Source organism: Alcanivorax sp. 1008 (genome assembly GCF_020667895.1).
Taxonomy (GTDB): Bacteria; Pseudomonadota; Gammaproteobacteria; order Pseudomonadales; family Alcanivoracaceae; genus PGZG01.
The window spans coordinates 22,639-40,603 of record NZ_JAFMPS010000009.1 but is presented as its reverse complement, the minus strand read 5'-3'; the positions used below and the strand labels follow the sequence as shown (position 1 = coordinate 40,603).

The window sequence follows — 17,965 nt, the reverse complement described above, 5'->3', positions numbered from 1 at the left end:
GGCTGTGCTAACAAAAAAATCGGGCTATCTTCTGATAGCCCGATTTTCCTTAAATATATAAAAACACGACCTCTAGCCTGCGCCGTTTTTTCCTATAGGTAGAATCACATCAACCCGCAAACCATCAAGCTCGGTTGAGCGAGAAAATTTCAGCGTTCCCTGATACTGCTCTACAATATCCTGAACAATACCCAGCCCCAGCCCGTGACCGGGGCGACTTTCATCCAGCCGCAGGCCTGATTGGGTCAAATTTCCTAAATTCTCTTGCTCCACGCCCGGCCCGTCATCTTCAATCTGCGCTCGTAAACCATCTGTATTTTGCTGCACAGAGACACGCACCCGACGTCCAGCCCACTTGCAGGCGTTATCCAGCAGATTACCGAACAACTCCAACATGTCGTCCGCATCCAACGCGCACGGCTCTCCAGTTATCGTCAGTTCAATTTCCACCCGGCGGTGATGAAGCTTCCTCAACGCCTCACAGAGCGCTGGCAGTTCTAGCTGCGCGTCAAAGCGAGCTCCCGGCGTGCCGCTGCCGGCCATGCGCGCGCGATGTAGTTCACGACTGATAGTTTGCCCCATGGTAGCGAGCTGCAGACGCATGGCGTCGGCCTCTGACTTCTCGCCACGCCGATCCATTTCATCTGCCTGTTGCTGCAGCACTGCCAGAGGAGTTTTAAGCGCATGACTTACATTACCCAGAGCACGACGGCTGCGTGCCAAACGCAAACCATGATGTCGGCTAAGGCGATTAATTGTCTGCAACAGGGGTTGTAGCTCACTGGGCCCCTGCTCTTTCAGTTCCCGAGCTTGGCCACTTTCCAACAGAACGCAGGACTCAACCGCGTCGTCGAGGGGACGTAGAGCGCGCCGCAGGATCCAAACCTGTAGCACCAGCACTAACAGCAGGGCGAGTAAACTAAGGGCAAACAGCTGGCGCTCCAAACCTCGGACAGTTTCCTCCATCACCGTCACATCCTCGGCCACACTAATGGTCAGTGTCTCGCCATGCACCTCGTAACGATGACTGTAGCTAAGTAGTTGTTGTCCGGCAGGCCCGGCAAGGTGGCTGACCGAGCTAAATGACTGGGTTAATGTAGGCGTGACCAAGTCCTCATCCCAGAGAGAGCGGGAGCGAATAACATGATCACCGGCGGTAATGCGAAAATAGTGCCCGGAAAGTGGGGTGTCATAAACGGTGCCCAGAGTTGGATATATCTGTGCGGGCAACTCCGGTGTGAGCAATAATCTGGCATACAGGGTATCGGAATCGTGCTGTAGCCGAGTGAGCACATAATTTTCTATCAAGGTCTGCGGAATTAGCCTGAGACCCAGCATTTGCACTAATAGCAACAGCGCCAGCCCTGCTACGACCAAAAGGTGCAAACGTAAACGCAGTGAGTTCACCCACCCCCCTTCGCATGCATGACATAACCCTGTCCACGGCGGGTCTCAATGAAATCGGCACCCAACTTTTCCCTCAGCCTACGAATATAGACCTCAAGCACGTTACTTTCCCGCTCAGAAGCATACTCATAGAGATGTTCGCCAAGCTGCGTCTTAGATAGCAACTCACCAGGATGGCGAAGCATATAGCGCAGCAGACGAAACTCCGTCGCAGTCAGCGCCAGCTCACGGGATCCATCAACCAGACACTGGCGGCGCTCATCCAGTTGCCAGGCGCCGACTTGAAGCCGCAAGGCTTGCTGCGGCGCCGCGCGGCGCAACAGAGCATGGATACGGGCTAGTAACTCTTCACCGTGAAATGGCTTACCAAGATAGTCGTCAGCCCCGGCGCGCAAACCTTCCACCCGTTCTCGCCAACCATCGCGAGCGGTCAGAATCAGAACCGGCATATCCCGCCCGGCCTTGCGCCAGGCCTGCAAGACATCCAGCCCAGAGCGACGCGGCAGACCAAGATCCAACACCACGAGATCATACTCCTCGACCTCGCCAAGATGCTGCCCATCCACTCCGTCGTGGGCCAGGTCAATGACCAGTCCCTCATCGCTGAGCTGCTGCTGAAGGCGCTCGGCTAGCTGCCGATCATCTTCGACAATCAGCAGGCGCATCGCCTAGTCCTCAATCTTGCGTTTGAGCGCTTCACCACTACGGGCATCCAGTTCAAGTTTATGCATACGACCCTCAGCATCGATAATCTTCAGCTCGTACACGTAGCCGCCTTTCTCGCGCTCCAGCTCGGCCTCAATCAACTGACCAGGCTGAATCGTGCGGGCATGCTCCAGCACCTTCTCCATAGACATGATCTCTCCACTCTGTCGCAGCTTGTAGATCTCATTGTGGTCAAGCCGGTCACTGGCAAAGGTGGTTCCTGCGGCGAGCAGGCCTGTCAGTAGCGTAGTGGCAATCAGGTTAAAACGTTTCATAGTCATGATCTCCAGAGTTTGAATGTACTAATTACAGAAAAATGGACAAGTGATTATTTTGAATCATCGTCAAGCGCAGGCTTGTCACCGGTAATCATCGCTCGGACAAGGTTTTCCCGGTGCAGAAGGCTTTCGAACAGCACCCCTGCCAGATGGACGAACACCAGACCCAGAGTGAAGTTGGCGAAGAACTCATGGACCTCCTCCATCGCCTCGCCGACGGAATGGGACACCCCTCCCATCACTCCGGCCAGCGGCCCGGCGCCTTCTTCGGCGCCAAGTACGACGATCCCAGAGAAAGTGGTAACCAGCAGCGACACCAGTATCGCCACGATCATCAGGCCACCGGCTGGGTTATGCCCAAGATAGCGTTTGGCCCGCCCCAACAGGGACTCCTTGACATAATCCAGGGCCTCGCTCGGCGGCCGGACAAAATCGGAAAAGCGAGCATGGCGGGTGCCGACAAAGCCCCATATAAGCCGCAGCATCAGCAGGGTGAGAACGGTGTAACCGGCAATAGTATGAATATCGAGATAGTCATCCTCGCTGACATAGGCGACGACGAAGGCGCCGACCAGCAGCCAGTGGAAGATCCGCACAAAGGGATCCCAGATACGAACGGTATTAGTAGCCATGGTTTTCGGCCCATCAGTAGGTTGATGGACACAGTCTCTCAAACCAAGCTGAATTCACCCTGAATAGACATTCAGGACCATATAGCTGATCACCACATAGCGGAGAAATTTACCCACAGACACCAGGATAAGAAACCATAGCAGCCGGACCCGCAAAGCGCCTGCAATAACCGTCAATGGGTCACCTACGATCGGCACCCAGGCAAAACAGAGCGAAAACATGCCGTATTTTCGAAATCGCTGCTCTGCCCGCTCAAAGTCATCTTGTGAAATTCTCAGCCATTTCTTAACCATAACCAGGCTGGCCCAATAGCCCAGAGCATAGTTCGCAAGCGAGCCCAACACATTGCCAAGGGTTGCAACCATTACAAGCGTAGTCGGCGATAGTCCACCCAGGAGCAAGGCGCTTAACACCACCTCGGAACTTAACGGCAAAATTGTCGCCGCCAGGAATGCGGCAATGAAAAGACCGACGTAGCCAAGCTCGGAAAGGTATTCCATTTTCTACCTGCTACTCAAATCGCCCAGATTATGGCCACTAAACGCCTGCTTGGACGCGCCTGCTTCTGGAGTAAAAGAATGAGCCGGCAGTTAGCGATGCGTAGATAACCAGAATAAAAACCAACTGCTGCGGCTGACTATTAAACTCATAAAACAGAATAAGGGCCGTGCCACACAGAAGCCCAATGAAAGCGAATATGGTAATTAATGTTGATGACTTGGTTAGATGACGAATCTTGAAGTTGGCAAAGGCCATTAGCACGGACACCAACAGAAAAGTGACACTGCCAAATTCAAGAATGACCTGTAGACTGCCAACAATGACCAGTAAAAATGCCAGTAGCGACATACACATAATCGCGAAAACAGGAATACTATTGACCCGCCGTGCAAGAAATTTGGGGAAGTAGCCATCCTTAGCGATCGAGGCCATCTGCCGTGAGGCGCCGAATACAGTGCCACTAATAGCACTGCTGGTGGCTAGCAGCGCACCCAAAATAACGAAATCCGACCCCCAATGCCCCAGTATCTCCCCTGCGCCGGCTGCAAGGGCATACTCCTTATTCTGAATAATGGCCTCAAAAGGAATAGCTAATATAGCGCCAATTGAAATAACAACATAAATCAGCATGGCCAGAAATAGTGCCGAATAAATTGCTCTTGGGATATTCTTTTCCGGCTCTTCCATTTCATTGACAGCATTTATAACCAACTGGAAACCTTCGTATGCCACAAAGGTAATGGAGGCCACGATAAATATGGATAATATGCTGGTGTCATTGTTGTTCTGCAGCAATACGGGGATGGTCGTTTGGCTGTGACTCATCAAGACGAAGGAGATTACCACCAGTATCACTAACTTTGTGTAAACCATCAGGTCTTCAATTTTACCCATTCCTTTTACACTCCAAATATTGATGAGTGTAAAAATCAGAATTACTGCACCAGCAACAAATTTTCGAGCCCATTCACTGTCGGCGAAGGGCATACTGCTGATGGCATAAGATGCGAACGTATAGGCATACAACGCAAGAGTGCTTATATAGCCGAATATAACCCACCAACCAATAAGGGAAGCCGCAAAACTGGAGCCGGGGAAGGTTCTTTTATAAAAGGAGTAGGTCGCCCCCTCATCTTTATAATAGACCCCTAGTTTTATATATGAGTAAGCCGCAAGGGACGCTATCAACCCACCAAGAATGATGACCAATGGGGTATAAACCCCGACCATGGACACGGAAATTCCCAGGATGGTAAAAATTCCTCCACCCACCATGCCGCCAAGAGCAATGGCGATTAGCTCAAGAATTCCAAGTGACTTATTTCGCTTTCTATGGACAGATTTAATGTGATTGGCCTTGTACTTGGTCTATCTAATGGGCAGGCAAAGCATGCTGATGAGTCACTAATAATCCGCGTGGGGTCGCCCCACCAGAGAGGACCGGGCAGCAGACATTCCTATTTCACCTTGAATATTCCAAAGACCAGGCAAATCGCTCCACCTATCATGCCAGCCCAAGCTTCGATCGGAGCGCCACTATTCAAAGCACGGCTTATTTTCGAACCTGCGGAGTTAAACACATCGTAGCCCCAGTACATCAAAATAGCCCCGGCAATAATAAATATGATTCCAATATACTTATTTTTCATTCCATCTCCTCCACCTGTTTTTATAGCCAACACCACAATAGTGACCATTCCAAACAATAATATAATCTGACCTGCCAATTTATATAGTTCACCTGCAGTCAGCCAGCGCGCTAGCGCCCAGCCAGCAATAGTCCCCGCAACCATCGATGTCCCGGATCGCCATCCAAATCTCGGTGCCAATACAGGTGCATTTCCATGGGTGGTATTTGCAGTGGCAACGCAGCCGATACAAACCGCTCACCCGCAAGCTGCTCAGCTAGCACCGCCGGCAAGGTCAGCATTAGATCCGTCGCCGCTACCACTTCCATCGCTGCCTGATAGTGCTGGCAGCGCAGAGTGATTGTCCTTTGGTGGCCGGCCTGTGCCAGACCAAAGTCCTCCAGCCCGGGGCCACGACGACGCGATGACACGAGCACATGGCCTGCGCCGAGGTAGTCAGTCAGAGCCATGGCCTTACCAGCCAACAGGTGTCCTTGTCGCATTAGCACTACCAGCGGGGACTGGACTAACGGCAGCTGGCAGATATCACCGGACACCGGCAGCTGCACGTCCATGGCCAAATCAAGGCGGCCAGCGGCAAGTTCGCGCAGGGTGTCGCGGCGGGATACGGTGAGCGACTGCACCTCAATACCCGCCGCGTCCGCCATCAGCTTGTGCATTAGAGGTGGCAGCACGCAGGCCTCGAGACCATCGCGCAGACCCAGCACGAAGGTGCGACGGGCGGAGGCGGGGTCAAAAGCGGGTCCGCTGGACAGGCAGGCCTGTAGCCCTGTGAGTGCTTCACGTACCGGGCCGATCAGGCTGCGCGCCTTGGCGGTGGGGGCCATCTGCCGGCCCCGCCGCACGAACAGCTCATCATCAAGGCGGTCGCGTAGTCGAGCCAGTGCGTGGCTGACCGCCGGCTGGGTCAGGTTCAGGCTGCGCGCAGCGGCGCTGATGCTGCCCTCGCGGACGATGGCATCGAAAACCACAAACAGGTTCAGGTCGATTCTGGATATATTCGCGTCATGCATAGATGGTAATAAATACTATTCATTGGATGAATGGGTAGAGCCTGCCATAGACTGAGTCTCACTGGAACAACTGTCACTGACCAAGCCAGCAGCCATGCGGAGACCACCATGGAATTCAGCCTTTCCCCGAAAGCCCAGGACTATTACGACCGCGTAAAACGCTTTATGGACGAGCACGTCACCCCGGCTGAGGAGGCCTATCACCAGGAGCTGCAGAGTCTGGACAACAAATGGGTGGTGCTACCACTCATCGAACAACTGAAAGCCAAGGCCAAAGCCGAAGGCCTGTGGAATATGTTCTTGCCGGACGACAAGCTCGGCGCCGGTCTGTCGGTGACCGACTATGCCTCAGTGGCGGAACTGACCGGGCGCTCCGCGATTGCCCCGGAGATCTTTAACTGCAACGCGCCGGACACCGGCAATATGGAAGTGCTGTATCACTACGGCAATGAAGAGCAAAAGACCCAGTGGCTCACCCCGCTGCTGGCGGGCGAAATCCGCTCTGCTTTTTGCATGACCGAACCGGGTGTTGCCTCATCCGATGCTACCAATATGGCGGCAACAGCGAAGATTGACGGCGACGAGGTGGTACTGAACGGCACCAAATGGTGGAGCACCGGTATTGGCCACCCGAATTGCAAGGTGCTGATCTTTATGGGCCTGACCGACCCGACTGCGGGTCGTCACGCCCAGCATTCAATGGTGCTGGTGCCGCGCGACACCCCCGGAGTTAAAGTCACCCGAATGCTCACCGCCATGGGCATGTATGACGAGCCCTACGGCCACGGCGAAGTAGAGTTCACCAATGTCCGCCTGCCGAAGAGCTCCATCATAGCTGGCCCCGGCCGTGGTTTTGAAATTGCCCAGGGGCGCCTTGGGCCGGGCCGCATTCATCACTGCATGCGACTGATCGGCTTGTCAGAGCTGGCGCTGGAGTTGATGTGCAAGCGCGGCACCGAGCGAGTGGCCTTTGGTAAGCCGCTGGTTAATCTGGGTGGCAACCGCGAGCGCATTGCCGAAGCACGGATCATGATCGAGCAGGCTCGCCTACTGGTACTCAAGGCCGCCTGGCTAATTGACAACAAGGGCGTGTTCGCAGCCATGAGCGAGATATCGCAGATCAAGGTAATCTGCCCTAACGTGGCACAAAAGGTCGTCGATATGGCCATGCAGATCCATGGTGGCGGCGGCATGAGTCAGGACTTTCCGCTAGCGGCAGCATGGACCGCAGCGCGCGCGCTGCGCCTTGCTGACGGGCCAGATGAAGTGCATCGTGGCCTGATTGCGAAATTTGAGTTGATGAAGTACAAGAACTGATCGGCTATAGCAGCTGGCCTCTGAGAGCGATTCTGTAGCGGGATCGCTCTCAGACGTTTTGCCTTTTCGAATTTCTTTTCATGGAGAACAAAAAATGTCGCAACGTGTTCTGATTACCGGCGGCGCCTCGGGCCTCGGCAAAGAGATGGCCAAGCAATATCTGAAAATTGGTGCGCGGGTTTTGATCACCGACATCAATGAACAGCGCGGCAACGAGGCAGAGTTCGAGCTACGCCCATTAGGCGATGTGCATTTCGTCAAGGCAAATACCACAATTGATGAAGACTGGAATACGCTGCTTGAGTGGACCATAGAAAACTGGGACGGACTGGACGTACTGGTTAACAACGCAGGCGTGGCCGCGGGCGGCAGAATCGACAAGATAAGCATGGAAGACTGGGACTGGATTATCGACATCAATCTGAAAGGTGTCATCCGCGGCTGCCGTACTTTTGTTCCCCTGTTCAAGAAGCAGAAGAGCGGCCACATCGTCAATATCGCATCTCTCGCAGCGGTGGCCAATGCGCCGACCATGAGCTCCTACAATGTCACCAAGGCCGGCGTGGTGTCTCTGTCCGAAACGCTTCGCCACGAACTGACACCCTATGGCATTCATACCACTGTGGTTTGTCCGAGCTTTTTCCAGACCAATCTGGCAGAGAGCATGCGCACGCCGGAGGCAGGCATGGATCAGACCGTGAGAAAGCTATTATCCGGGGGCAAGCTTTCGGCGGAGCAAGTGGCCGCAAAAATTGTTCGGGCGCAACAGAAGCAACGCTTCCTTGAGCTGCCACATACTGAGGGCAAAGCACTGGCGCTGATCAAGCGTTACGTCCCCGCGCTGTATAACTATGGATTGGCCGACTCCGGCCGACGTTTTTACAAGAAGCTGGAGAAGTAACATGGCCGGCAATGAGGCGCTGCTGGATAAACCTCGCGAAGTTCGAGAAGAGGAACGCTTTGATGTTTCCGCCATGGACGATTGGCTCAAACAACAACTGCCTTCCCTGCAAGGCGAGCCGACAATCAAACAGTTTTCTGGCGGCGCCTCCAATCTCACCTATATGCTCAGCTACCCGGAGCGGGATCTGATCCTGCGCCGCCCGCCGTTTGGCCATAAGGCAAAAGGCGCTCACGATATGGCGCGCGAGTTTCGTATCCAACAATCTCTGAAACCAGTTTACCCAGCGGTGCCCACCATGGTGGCACTATGCGAAGACAGCGCGGTGATGGGTTGTGATTTCTATGTCATGGATCGCATCAAGGGGATTATTCCTCGGGCCAATTTACCAAAGGAGCTAGCCCTCAGCGAAGGGCAGACCCGACAGCTATGTCATGGCGTAATCGACAAGCTGATCGAGCTACATCAAGTAGATTACCAAGCAGCCGGACTCGAGCATATTGGCAAGGGCGGCGGCTACGTCAAGCGACAGATTACGGGCTGGTCTGATCGTTACGAAAAATCGAAAACCTGGAATGTTCCAGGCTGGACAAGTGTACGCAACTGGCTTCATGCCAATATGCCGGACGATGTCGGCACGGTAATCATTCATAACGACTACCGCATGGATAATCTTGTACTGGATGCGGATGACCCACAAAATATTATCGGCGTACTGGACTGGGAGATGGCGACGCTGGGTGATCCTTTGATGGACCTCGGCAACACACTGGCCTATTGGGTGCAGGCGGATGATGATCGCATCAATACCCTGTTGCGTAGGCAGCCAACCCACCTGCCCGGTATGCTTACTCGTCGCGAAGTGGTGGACTACTACTGCGACAAAATGAATCTAAAAGCAGATAACTGGACCTTTTATGAAGTTTATGGACTCTTCCGTCTGGCGGTGATCGTGCAGCAAATCTACTACCGCTATCATCACAAACAGACGCGTAACCCTGCATTCAAGCATTTCTGGCTGTTTAATCACTACCTGCAGCACACCTGCAAGAAAGTCATCAAGGGCAAGCGCTAATATGGCAGTGATATATTTGATTCGTCATGGTCAGGCGTCATGGGGAAAAACTGACTATGACGAACTTTCCGCCACCGGCATTGCACAATCACAGCACCTTGGCGGTGTGTTACTAAAGCGCATCGGTCGGCCAGACATGATTGTTGCCGGCAATATGCGTAGACATAAGCAAACTGCCGAGCATGTCTTGACTCATATGGGATTATCCCCAGAGTGGCGCGTCGACCCGGGCTGGAATGAATACGATCATCAGGAGCTGATCATTCGCCAGAACCCTAAATATAAGAGTCGCACCTATATGATGGCAGACATGGCTCGCACGCTGCGACCAAAGGATGCCTTTCAGGAATTCTTTGAGCAGGCTCTGGATCGCTGGGTGTCCGGTGTACACGACAACGAATACAAAGAAACCTGGCCCATGTTCCGTCAGCGAATAGACGAATCACTGAATAGCATCGTTAACTATCAGGTGGACAGCACCATGGTCTTCACATCTGGTGGTGCCATTTGTGCCACCGTGAAAAGACTATGGAATATGCCGGACGGCGAATGGCGCAAACTCAACCGGGTGGTGGCTAATGCGTCGGTAACCAAGATTGTGGTTGGTCGCCGCGGCATGCATTTGAGCACCTTTAACGACCATGGACATTTCGAAGGCGAACATCGTCGCCTGCTTACCTATCGCTAACAGGAGACAACAATGCGCAAGACCATTCTGATTACCGGCGCCAGTTCCGGCTTGGGCCGCGGCATGGCCCGCGAGTTTGCAGCCATGGGTCGCAATCTGGCGCTATGCGCGCGGCGTACCGATCGACTTGAGGAGTTGAAGCTTGAGCTTGAAAGCAAACATCCCGGCATCAAGGTCTCGATCAAGGCGCTGGATGTACTGAATTATGATCAGGTTTTCGAGGTGTTCCGTGAGTTTCGCGAAGAGTTTAGCGGCATTGACCGGATTATCGTCAACGCTGGCATGGGCAAGGGCCAGCCCCTTGGCACCGGCTACTTTTGGGCCAACCGGCAAACTGCGGAAACTAATTTTGTTGCCGCGCTGGCCCAGTGCGAAGCGGCCATGGAGATTTTTCGCGCTCAGAATGATGGCCACCTGGTAATGATCTCGTCCATGAGCGCCATGCGTGGCATGCCCAAAAATCTGACCACCTACGCCGCCACCAAGGCGGGGGTAGCATCACTGACCGAAGGCATTCGCGCTGAAATGATTGGCAAGCCAATTAAGGTCAGCACTATTTATCCGGGCTATATCCGTTCGGAAATTAACGAGAAGGTGAAAAACACCCCATTTATGGTGGACACTGAAACCGGATGCCGGTTACTGGTCAAGGCCATTGAAAAGGAGTCCGCCGAGGCCAGCGTGCCGCGCTGGCCTTGGGCGGTCATGGGCTTTCTGATGCGCAATATGCCGCTGAAGATGATCAGTCGAATGTCCTGACGGCCCTCAGTCGCTAACGGCTTCCACGCGCAAAATCGGCGGGGAGCTGTTGCGATGACTAATAGCAAACTTCACCTGTCGTGCATGAGCGCCATGCCCCAAGGTTGCCATACATATGCGGTGGCCGATTTGCGCATCAAAACCGACGCTGTGAATATCTCGGATCGGATCCATGGCGTCCAGAGGATGTCGGACGGAGGTTAGGGTACGAAGCTCCTTCAGCACAGCACCCGCATCACAGCGGGGCACGCTGTTATCAACCAGCAGACTTTTCTGCAGCCAGAAGGCCAGCGGCATCATAAGCAGCACCAACATCATTACGCCACCAATACGCATTACCCTTTCCGGGTCAGCGCGGCTCATAGAACGGTCTGAAACAGTCACTCTGCACTCTCCTTATGCCTGCAGTCCTTTTATCCCCTGGGCCATCCAGGCTCACGGGAGTGGTTACCATCTACGGTAACCATTATGTACTTTAATTCGGAACTTATAGTTATCGCCGCGGTGCTAGCTTTAGCGGCATGGCAACTCATCTTGAAAAACTTCAGTTCAGCGAACGCTTACAACAATCCCTGTTGAAGGCCGGGGTTTCTACGGCCAGCCCAACGGCTTTAACACGCAAGTTCAACGTGTTGTCGCCAGATTCCGTGGTGTCACCACAGGCGGTGCGGCGCTGGCTGGAGGGCACTTCTATTCCCTCTCAAGAAAAGCTGGTGGTGCTAGCGCGCTGGCTGAAAGTATCACCGGAATGGCTACGCTTTGGGGATGCCAACCGCACACCTGCTACGGCCAAAGAGGCCACCCGCGAACAGCCGGCAGAGTACGATGCCCGGGCGCTGGCCACCATGATCGAACTACTTTCCGTGGAAAACCGTGAAGCGCTCGCAAGAATCATCACGGCTCTACTGGATAGCGAAGGGAAGACCGCCGGTAGAGCAAAAAGGCGGCCCTGATTGCGGCATTTTCCTACATAGACCTCTTCCAATGGCTTACTCAGCACGAGAGATAGCCGCTCACCGCTGTTATTCTCTGCCATCACGCTGCAGTTTGAATAGCCACAACAACAAAAGTCATGAGGAAGCCGATGCGCAAAATCGTCTGGATCACTCTACTCGTTCTGTTGCCAGCTCTGGCCAGTGCCAGTGAATGGCGTCAGGTACGCAGTGCCACAGAACGCACTGATGTGGACGTCTGGGTCAAGCCGGTTGAGGGCAACCCCCTGAATGCCTTTCGCGGTCGCATCGAAGTGCCCTATCCCATGTTGACGGCAATCGCCGTGCTGGCCGATGTGGAGAACTTCCCCAAGTGGGTTTTTCAGTGCCATGCCGCCCGGCTGGTACCTGAGGCTGGAGACGATATTGCCTATATCCACATCAAGGGAATATGGCCGGTGTCCGACCGAGATGGCGTCGCTCGCACCAAGATCACTCAAGACCCGCAAACCCTGACCACCGTACTGCATACCGTGGCAGCCCACGGCCTGATTGACGAGATACCCGGCACCGTGCGCCTGCCCGCCTTGGATAACCGCTTTATTCTGCAACCACTAGCCGATGGCTGGACCCGAATTACCTTTGAAACCTTCGTTGATCCCGGTGGCATGATCCCGGGGTGGCTGGCCAATCTGGTAGCTACCCGCGCGCCGCTAACCACACTGCAGAAAATGCACGAACGCATGAAGATTCCGCGCTACCAGCTGGACAGCGCCGATCAATTGCCCATCCATTTGCCGGGCACGGAAGGCATGATATTTCCTGGCGGTGCCCCTCTCATTTAAGGTGCGCCGCACTCCATTGGGACAGTTTGCCCGCATCCACCGCTTCGGCGAACTCGGCAATCCAACGGGCAATAATGTCCGCATGACTGAGCGGCACCCAGTGATTGGCATCGATGTCACGGCGGTACAATTGCGGCACCCATTCATGCAAGTCTTCGAACAGCTGGGTGCCGACGTAATTATCACCAGTTGGCACAATCAGTTGTACTGGAGCTGCTGCGTAGCGAGGTTGCGGGTTTAGCAGCTTGGACTGGAAGTTAGCCCGATAAAGGTTGACACCATACTGACCGTCCTTGGCTTGGGTGGGGTTTACCGCCGCTTCGCACACACCTTCACGCTTCTCCAGATAGGTTGGCCACCACTTGCCCAGTCCAAGCCTCCACGACAGCGGTGGAATCACCGGCAACTGAAAAAACATGATGTACCAGGATGACACCAGCTGCCTGAGCGCCTTGCGCTGCTCACGCCAGGACAAACTGGTAAAGCGTTTACGCATCCAATAGCCCATATGGTCGAGGCTCGGCCCGGAGATAGTGGTAAATGACAGGATGCGCGATTTGAGAGGCTCAGTAGTAACCGACTCCCAACTTTGAATCGAACCCCAGTCGTGGCCCGCCAGATGAAACTGGCGTCCGGGAATTAATGCATCAACCACCGCCAGCAGATCTCGCGATAGTTGCTCCATGCGGTAATCCGACAGCTTGACCGGCACATCGGAACCACCGGCACCGCGCACATCGTAGGCAATCACATAGAAACGATCCGCCAGCCGCTCAGCCACCGGCTGCCAGACCCGGTGGTTGTCCGGGTAGCCATGCACCAACAGCAGCGGCGTATTGCCCGGATCACCCCAGCTATGCACCAGCAAGGAGATACCGTTAGACAGAACTTGGGTGGTGGCGGTATGCATGAGGGCCTCAGCGAAATTACGACGCCCAAAGGATAATGACATTCATCGGTGATATGGTTGACCGCAATGGCGCTGGGGCTGTGCAGCCGGGTCACCCCCGGTCAGGGACAAAACAAAAAGGGCGCCCGAAGGCGCCCTTTGTTTTGCTGTATTGCTTGTCAGCGATTACTTGTTGCCGCTGCTGACAAACTCCGGGTAAGCCTCCATGCCACACTCGGACAGATCCACACCGCCGTACTCTTCTTCCTCGGACACCCGGATACCCATGGTGGCCTTGAGGATGCCCCAGACGATCAGGCTGGCGACGAAGACCCAGACGAAGATGGTAGCAGCACCGATCAACTGACCGCTGAAGCTCGAACCATCGTTGGTAATCGGCACCAGCAGCAGGCCCAGCAGACCAACTACACCGTGAACCGAAATAGCACCAACCGGGTCATCAATTTTCAGCTTGTCCAGGGTGATTACCGAGAACACTACCAGTACACCACCGAGGGCACCGAAGATGGTGGCCTGCAGGGCAGTCGGAGTGGACGGCTCTGCGGTGATCGCTACCAGGCCAGCCAGAGCACCGTTGAGCAGCATGGTCAGGTCAGCTTTGCCAAACAGCAGGCGAGCAGTAACCAGCGCAGCCATCGCACCACCAGCTGCTGCAGCATTGGTGTTCAGGAACACCATGGCAACCGCGTTGGCATTAGAGATGTCACCCAGCTTCAGAACCGAACCGCCGTTGAAGCCGAACCAGCCCATCCACAGGATCAGGGTACCCAGTGCAGCCAGCGGCAGGTTGGCACCCGGAATGGCGTTCACCGAACCGTCTTTGCCGTACTTGCCTTTACGAGCGCCAAGCAGCAGTACACCAGCCAGAGCGGCAGCAGCACCAGCCATGTGAACGATGCCTGAACCTGCAAAGTCACTGAAGCCAAGGTCGCCAAGGTTGTACATGCCGAATACGTCGTTGCCACCCCAGGTCCAGCTACCTTCCAGCGGGTAGATAACGCCGGTCATGACTACTGCGAAAGCCAGGAAAGCCCAAAGCTTCATACGCTCAGCCACCGCACCGGAGACAATCGACATCGCAGTGGCAACAAACACCACCTGGAAGAAGAAGTCAGAGGCACCTGAATAGATAGAGCCGCCACGGAAGCCGTCTTCGCGGGCAGCAAAATCACCCAGCACAGCATCGGCATCAACGTTGGCAATACCCGACAGGAACAGATCACCGCCGTACATGATTGCGTAGCCGCACACCAAATACATGATGCTGGCGACTGCAAACAGAGCGACGTTTTTAGTCAGGATCTCAGTTGTGTTTTTGGCACGGACGAGGCCGGATTCCAGCATAGCGAAGCCGGCCGCCATCCACATAACCAGCGCGCCGCACACCAGGAAGTAGAAGGTGTCGATAGCGTACTGTAGTTCGTAAATGTTGTTTTCCACGGTGTAACCCTCCAGATGGACACGTCAAATCGTTGGCATGGATCGTGACGTTTTTTGTGCAGCCCTGAGACTGCAAACCGTTTTGGCGTCAGGCGGTTAAACCGCGTCTTCGCCAGCCTCGCCGGTCCGGATTCGGATTGCCTGCAAAAGCTCGGTGACGAAAATTTTCCCGTCGCCGATCTTGCCAGTGTTCGCAGCCTTGGCGATGGCTTCGATCACCTGATCCAGAGAACCATCAGCGATGGCGACCTCGATCTTCACTTTCGGCAGAAAATCCACCACATACTCCGCACCGCGATACAACTCGGTGTGGCCCTTCTGGCGCCCGAAGCCTTTAACTTCGGTCACCGTGATGCCCTGCACGCCAATCTCAGACAATGCTTCGCGCACATCGTCGAGCTTGAACGGCTTGATAACGGCAGTGACAAGTTTCATGTCTCTCTCCTGATGGCTACGCCGTCACCGGCGTCGTACCTGTTCCGAATCGAGGCGGTGCCCCATTCCAGTCTTCAGAGGTTTCCCCCTGCTTGCCTCGCTAAACGCACGATCCATGCCAATAGATAAAATGCGTGTTTTTTCAGTGGGTTGAAAAAAAACACCGAAGCATGGCCTCGGGTTCTCGCTCGATTATAGCGCACGATTAAGTTGCACTCCCCAAAATGGTGCAACTCTTTTCTACAAGGATGCCGTGCTAACATGAGTGTCCTAACAAGATTGCCAGTGGACGTACCAACATCATGACAGACCAACCCTTTATCGACCGACTGGTGGCGGAGCTGGGCCGCCACTTGCCCGCTGGACTGGAACAGGTAAGGGGCGAGCTGGAACGCAGCGCCCGCGCGGTTCTGCAGGAAGGCATCAGCCGGCTGGACCTGATTAGCCGCGAGGAATTTGATATCCAGCAGCAAGTACTGGGGCGCACCCGGGAGAAACTGGAGGCACTGGAGAAGGAAGTGGCTGAGCTGGAGCGTCGTCTGACCCCGTGAAGCTGCTGCCCGCCATCGCCGGACTGCTTTTTGCCGGACACCTTGCCGCCGCCGAGGACCCGCTGTGCGCCGGAGAGGAAGCTCTGGCTGCACAACCACTGGAAACTCTGGTCGAGGATGCTCTGGTTCTACACCGCCTGCTTGACTGTCCTCTGAATGCCGACGCTGTTGCCCCGCAAGCATGGCCGGCACGTCTGCTTGATGCCGGGGTCAGTGCTGAGCAAACCGATGCGAACGGTCGTAGTGCTCTGCATATCTCCCTGCAACGACTGGCTGACAATCCGCCACAGGCCGCCTTTTATCAGGACACTGCGCTACTTTTGCTTAGCCGCGGCGCAGCGGCCGATCTGGCCGACAATCGGGGCATTCAACCACTGCATCTGGCCAGTGCCGAAGCGGACAGTCGAGTCAGCGCTGAACTGATCGCTCTGGGTGCCGACCCGCTCAGTCTGGATGGAGACGGCCACCATGCCCTCAATCATGCAGTACTCCACCCCAACAACAGCACAACCTTTGCCCTGCTGCTGAATACTGCCGCCGGTGATCTTGGCGACGAGGACAGAGAACTACTAATAGAGGCGCTCATTCAAGCACAGCGTGCTGACTTGCTTCATCAGTTACTGATCCGTTTCCCCACCACCGAGCTCGATCCGGTGGACGCCAGTCGAGCTCTGGCTCAGTTGCTTTGGCAAGGGGCATCGGCGGAAAGTGCTGAAAGCTTCTGGCGAGCTGGGGCTGACGCCCTGCTGGTGTTCAGTCAAGGCGGCGGTGATCTGGCATGGCGACTGGCGACAGAAGGACATTACGAGCAGCTGGACTGGCTGCTGGCCGGCGGCTTCCCCCTGAATGAGCTGCCGGAGAGCGGCTTTCCACCGCTATTTTTTGCCAACGAACAGGCCACGTCCCGACTGCTGGCCCGTGGCGCCGACCCCAACCTGAGCTCGCGCCAACACGGCACTCTGGCGGCAGCATTTATTACTCCTCCGCCTCCCTTCGATCAGGGCGGCGCATCCCTGGATGACAAGCGCCTCCAGCAATTATTGAATGCTGGTCTGGAGCCAGATCGGCGCGACAATCAGGGCATGACGGCGTTGGAACGTGCACTGGACAGTGACCAGTTATGGCTGGTCCAGGCCCTGCTCAAAGCAGGCGCCGACCCGACCCGCACCATTACTGGCAAGCGCTCACTTCTACCTAAGGCCCTGGATACAGGAAGGCTACCCGTCATTCAATCCATCATCCGCGGGCTGCCCGATGTTACTGACCGGCATCCCCTGCTACTGCTCGACTACGTCGGCAGCGAACAGCCCAGCGCGGAAATCGTTGAAGTGCTGCTGGTCGCCGGGCTGTCCCCGGATATGGCTGGCGCCGAGGGAGAAACCGCGCTGCTACGCGCTGCCAGACTGCAGCGCTGGCCGCTGGTCGACCTGCTGCTTCGTTATGGTGCAGACCCGCAACGGCTTAATGGGCAGGGCTGCTCACTGCACTGCTATAGCTGGGCCATGCCCGAATCACTGCAACACAAGTGGGTCAAAGAGGAAACATCCGGCTGGCAGTGGCCTGCTATGAGCGCGCGACCGTCAGCATTCTTCGCTCTCGGCCTGTCGCCCATGCTGGCGCTGTGGCTGGTGGTCACAGGCATTGCTCTGGCGCTACGCAAGCCGATGTGGCCATCGCTGCTGTGGATGTTTGTCAGCAGTACCAGCACCATTCTGATCAGCAGCGCCCTGCTGTATCAATGCGACCCTTGCCTGATAAGCAGCCCGGCCGGCCAGCACTACCTGACCATGGCCATCGCGGCCGTGTTGTTTGCAATTGGCCCATGGCGCAAGCGACTGGCTTCACCGGCCAGACTCTCAACGGAGCCCCCTGCGCAGTACTGACAGCGATTCTCGCCAATCACTGACCCGGGGTGGCGGCTATCAA

Annotated in this window: 21 protein-coding genes; 9 read left to right on the top strand and 12 right to left on the bottom strand. The window is 55.3% G+C overall.

Going from position 1 to position 17,965, the window contains the following annotated elements:
• Window positions 1-72 precede the first annotated feature (72 nt).
• The 8 genes from J1C54_RS11215 to J1C54_RS11180 form a co-directional block, all read right to left on the bottom strand.
• Entirely contained in the window at window positions 73-1,407 is a 1,335-nt protein-coding gene (locus tag J1C54_RS11215; protein WP_229147681.1) for an ATP-binding protein, read from the bottom strand.
• Window positions 1,404-2,072, bottom strand: coding sequence for a response regulator transcription factor (locus J1C54_RS11210; protein ID WP_229147680.1), 669 nt, complete (start codon window positions 2,070-2,072; stop codon window positions 1,404-1,406). The genes J1C54_RS11215 and J1C54_RS11210 overlap by 4 nt, the downstream gene beginning before the upstream one ends.
• Before the next feature lie 3 nt (window positions 2,073-2,075).
• Entirely contained in the window at window positions 2,076-2,393 is a 318-nt protein-coding gene (locus J1C54_RS11205) for a PepSY domain-containing protein (RefSeq protein ID WP_229147679.1), read from the bottom strand.
• A gap of 47 nt (window positions 2,394-2,440) precedes the next feature.
• Window positions 2,441-3,022, bottom strand: a complete 582-nt coding sequence (locus tag J1C54_RS11200; RefSeq protein ID WP_229147676.1) for a cytochrome b/b6 domain-containing protein — start codon at window positions 3,020-3,022, stop codon at window positions 2,441-2,443.
• A gap of 54 nt (window positions 3,023-3,076) precedes the next feature.
• Window positions 3,077-3,523, bottom strand: coding sequence for a YqaA family protein (locus J1C54_RS11195; RefSeq protein ID WP_229147673.1), 447 nt, complete (start codon window positions 3,521-3,523; stop codon window positions 3,077-3,079).
• A 37-nt stretch (window positions 3,524-3,560) separates the two neighbouring features.
• A complete protein-coding gene (locus J1C54_RS11190; protein WP_370635651.1) occupies window positions 3,561-4,832 on the bottom strand; it encodes an APC family permease in 1,272 nt (423 codons plus the stop codon).
• Between the two features lie 149 nt (window positions 4,833-4,981).
• On the bottom strand, window positions 4,982-5,317 hold the full coding sequence (locus J1C54_RS11185) for a DUF3185 family protein (RefSeq protein WP_229147669.1): 336 nt from the start codon (window positions 5,315-5,317) through the stop codon (window positions 4,982-4,984).
• Entirely contained in the window at window positions 5,284-6,186 is a 903-nt protein-coding gene (locus J1C54_RS11180) for a LysR family transcriptional regulator (RefSeq protein WP_229147668.1), read from the bottom strand. The genes J1C54_RS11185 and J1C54_RS11180 overlap by 34 nt, the downstream gene beginning before the upstream one ends.
• A 108-nt stretch (window positions 6,187-6,294) precedes the next feature.
• On the opposite strand from J1C54_RS11180, the gene J1C54_RS11175 reads away from it, so the two are divergent.
• The 5 genes from J1C54_RS11175 to J1C54_RS11155 all read left to right on the top strand — a co-directional run bounded on the left by J1C54_RS11175 (window position 6,295) and on the right by J1C54_RS11155 (window position 10,926).
• Complete coding sequence (locus J1C54_RS11175) at window positions 6,295-7,503, top strand: acyl-CoA dehydrogenase family protein (protein ID WP_229147667.1); 1,209 nt, start codon at window positions 6,295-6,297, stop codon at window positions 7,501-7,503.
• Window positions 7,504-7,597: 94 nt separating this feature from the next.
• A complete protein-coding gene (locus J1C54_RS11170; protein ID WP_229147666.1) occupies window positions 7,598-8,404 on the top strand; it encodes an SDR family oxidoreductase in 807 nt (268 codons plus the stop codon).
• A 1-nt stretch (window position 8,405) separates the two neighbouring features.
• On the top strand, window positions 8,406-9,479 hold the full coding sequence (locus J1C54_RS11165) for a phosphotransferase family protein (protein WP_229147665.1): 1,074 nt from the start codon (window positions 8,406-8,408) through the stop codon (window positions 9,477-9,479).
• A gap of 1 nt (window position 9,480) precedes the next feature.
• Window positions 9,481-10,167, top strand: a complete 687-nt coding sequence (locus J1C54_RS11160) for a histidine phosphatase family protein (protein WP_229147663.1) — start codon at window positions 9,481-9,483, stop codon at window positions 10,165-10,167.
• Between the two features lie 12 nt (window positions 10,168-10,179).
• Complete coding sequence (locus J1C54_RS11155) at window positions 10,180-10,926, top strand: SDR family oxidoreductase (RefSeq protein ID WP_229147662.1); 747 nt, start codon at window positions 10,180-10,182, stop codon at window positions 10,924-10,926.
• A 6-nt stretch (window positions 10,927-10,932) separates the two neighbouring features.
• On the opposite strand, the gene J1C54_RS11150 is transcribed toward J1C54_RS11155, so the two are convergent.
• Window positions 10,933-11,310, bottom strand: coding sequence for a hypothetical protein (locus J1C54_RS11150; RefSeq protein WP_229147661.1), 378 nt, complete (start codon window positions 11,308-11,310; stop codon window positions 10,933-10,935).
• A gap of 137 nt (window positions 11,311-11,447) precedes the next feature.
• On the opposite strand from J1C54_RS11150, the gene J1C54_RS11145 reads away from it, so the two are divergent.
• The gene (locus J1C54_RS11145) at window positions 11,448-11,879 is read left to right on the top strand and encodes a helix-turn-helix domain-containing protein (protein WP_229147660.1); all 432 of its coding nucleotides are present in this window, start codon (window positions 11,448-11,450) and stop codon (window positions 11,877-11,879) included.
• Window positions 11,880-12,010: 131 nt separating this feature from the next.
• Window positions 12,011-12,703: an START domain-containing protein gene (locus J1C54_RS11140; RefSeq protein WP_229147659.1), complete on the top strand. Its 693-nt coding sequence runs from the start codon at window positions 12,011-12,013 to the stop codon at window positions 12,701-12,703.
• Here the strand turns inward: J1C54_RS11140 and J1C54_RS11135 are convergent.
• The 3 genes from J1C54_RS11135 to glnK all read right to left on the bottom strand — a co-directional run bounded on the left by J1C54_RS11135 (window position 12,696) and on the right by glnK (window position 15,488).
• Entirely contained in the window at window positions 12,696-13,613 is a 918-nt protein-coding gene (locus tag J1C54_RS11135) for an alpha/beta fold hydrolase (protein WP_229147658.1), read from the bottom strand. The two genes, J1C54_RS11140 and J1C54_RS11135, sit on opposite strands and share 8 nt — an antisense overlap.
• Before the next feature lie 165 nt (window positions 13,614-13,778).
• Window positions 13,779-15,053, bottom strand: coding sequence for an ammonium transporter (locus J1C54_RS11130; protein ID WP_229147656.1), 1,275 nt, complete (start codon window positions 15,051-15,053; stop codon window positions 13,779-13,781).
• Window positions 15,054-15,149: 96 nt separating this feature from the next.
• Complete coding sequence (gene glnK / locus J1C54_RS11125) at window positions 15,150-15,488, bottom strand: P-II family nitrogen regulator (RefSeq protein ID WP_229147649.1); 339 nt, start codon at window positions 15,486-15,488, stop codon at window positions 15,150-15,152.
• A gap of 302 nt (window positions 15,489-15,790) precedes the next feature.
• Here glnK and J1C54_RS11120 point away from each other — a divergent pair, with 302 nt between their 5' ends.
• Window positions 15,791-16,039, top strand: a complete 249-nt coding sequence (locus J1C54_RS11120; protein WP_229147648.1) for an accessory factor UbiK family protein — start codon at window positions 15,791-15,793, stop codon at window positions 16,037-16,039.
• Window positions 16,036-17,922: an ankyrin repeat domain-containing protein gene (locus tag J1C54_RS11115; protein WP_229147647.1), complete on the top strand. Its 1,887-nt coding sequence runs from the start codon at window positions 16,036-16,038 to the stop codon at window positions 17,920-17,922. The genes J1C54_RS11120 and J1C54_RS11115 overlap by 4 nt, the downstream gene beginning before the upstream one ends.
• The last annotated feature ends 43 nt before the right edge of the window (window positions 17,923-17,965 follow it).